This window comes from Micromonospora sp. NPDC002575 (genome assembly GCF_042889525.1).
Lineage (GTDB): Bacteria > Actinomycetota > Actinomycetes > Mycobacteriales > Micromonosporaceae > Micromonospora > Micromonospora carbonacea.
Map to the genome: position 1 here is coordinate 1 of NZ_JBIARA010000074.1, position 1,428 is coordinate 1,428.

The window sequence follows — 1,428 nt, forward strand, 5'->3', positions numbered from 1 at the left end:
TCGACACGGCGACGTCGGAGAGGGATATGCAGGCGCTGCTGGAGAGGCACCCTCCTCTCCTCGCCAGCACCGTCAGGGGCAACCACGGGACCTGGGTCCGCCGCCAGGTTCGGCTGGGAAGCGCCTACGTGCCGGACTTCCTTCTGGCAAGCGAGACATCGGCGGGGGTCGCCTGGACCCTAGGGCCTGTGGGGAGTCGTGATCATTCGGTTGGTAGAACATTCGTGTGGCGAGACGTGAACTGAGCGATGACGAATGGGCGTTGGTGGAGCCGTTGCTCCCGATAGGCGCCTACGGCCCGTATCCGCACCGGCTGCGGGATCACTTCGAGGGCGTGATCTGGAGGTTTCGCTCCGGGGCCCAGTGGCGGGAGGTCCCGGAGGAGTTCGGGAACTGGTCCACGGTCTACGACCGGTTTCGCCAGTGGCGCGACGCGGGCGTCTTCCAGGCCCTGATGGAGGCGGTGATCGCTGAGGCCGCACGGCGGGACCAGGTGGACCTTTCCCTGGTCAGCGTGGACTCCACCACTGCGAGAGCGCATCACGACGCGGCCGGCATGAGGGTGGACGCCGAGACGCTGTCCGCGCTGGAGAAGGCACTGGCGGAGGAAAGGGGGGCCACGGCAAGGAACAAAAGGATCAAGGTGCCGCAGAACCCGGCGATGCGGCCGAAGCCGCCCGCCGGGACGAGCGCCGACGCCTGCACCGACGACGCCGGGCACGGCTGAAAGCAGCCGCCCTGGGCCGCTCACGCGGCGGGCTGACCAGCAAAGTCCACGTGGCAGCCGACCGCCGCTGCCGGCCACTGGCCTTCACCCTCACCCCGGGGCAGGCCGCCGACAGCCCCCAGTTCGTCCCGGTCCTGGCCAAGGTCCGGGTCCGCGGCCGGGCCGGCCGCCCCCGCACCCGCCCCGACGCGGTGGCCGGCGACAAGGCGTACTCCTCCCGCGCCAACCGCGCCCACCTGCGCGAACGCGGCATCAAGGCCGTCATCCCGGAGAAGAAGGACCAGGCCGCCAACCGGAAGAAGAAGGGCCGGCGCGGCGGACGGCCGGTCACCCACGATGCCGAGCTGTACAAGGACCGCAACACCGTCGAACGCCTGATCAACAAGCTCAAAGCGTGGCGCGGGATCGCCGCCCGGTACGACAAGACGCCGGACAGCTACCTCGCCGCCCTCCACCTCCGCGGCACCGTCATCTGGCTTCACAGCCTCCAACCGACACCTTGATCACGACTCCCCACAGGCCCTAGGGCGCGGAGGTCCTCGGCGCTGACCTGGTTCCGCAGCAGTCTGGCCGCTTCCATGGCCCATTCCAGATAGCCCAGTAGCCGCTCGTAGGCGGTGTCGTAGCGGCGGCCGTGCTGATTGGACGCATCGTGTAGCACGGACGTCAGTGTCTTGAGAAGGTTGTCCAGGTTGGCCCCG

At 69.1% G+C, this 1,428-nt stretch carries 1 protein-coding gene and 1 pseudogene; one reads left to right on the forward strand and one right to left on the reverse strand.

What is annotated here, in order from left to right:
• Positions 1-226 precede the first annotated feature (226 nt).
• A pseudogene (locus ACFYWL_RS31195) lies at positions 227-1,230 on the forward strand (IS5 family transposase).
• Here ACFYWL_RS31195 and ACFYWL_RS31200 read toward each other — a convergent pair.
• Positions 1,206-1,428 (reverse strand): hypothetical protein (locus ACFYWL_RS31200; RefSeq protein WP_386980432.1); only part of this gene is annotated, 223 nt, incomplete at its 5' end. The pseudogene ACFYWL_RS31195 and the gene ACFYWL_RS31200 sit on opposite strands and share 25 nt — an antisense overlap.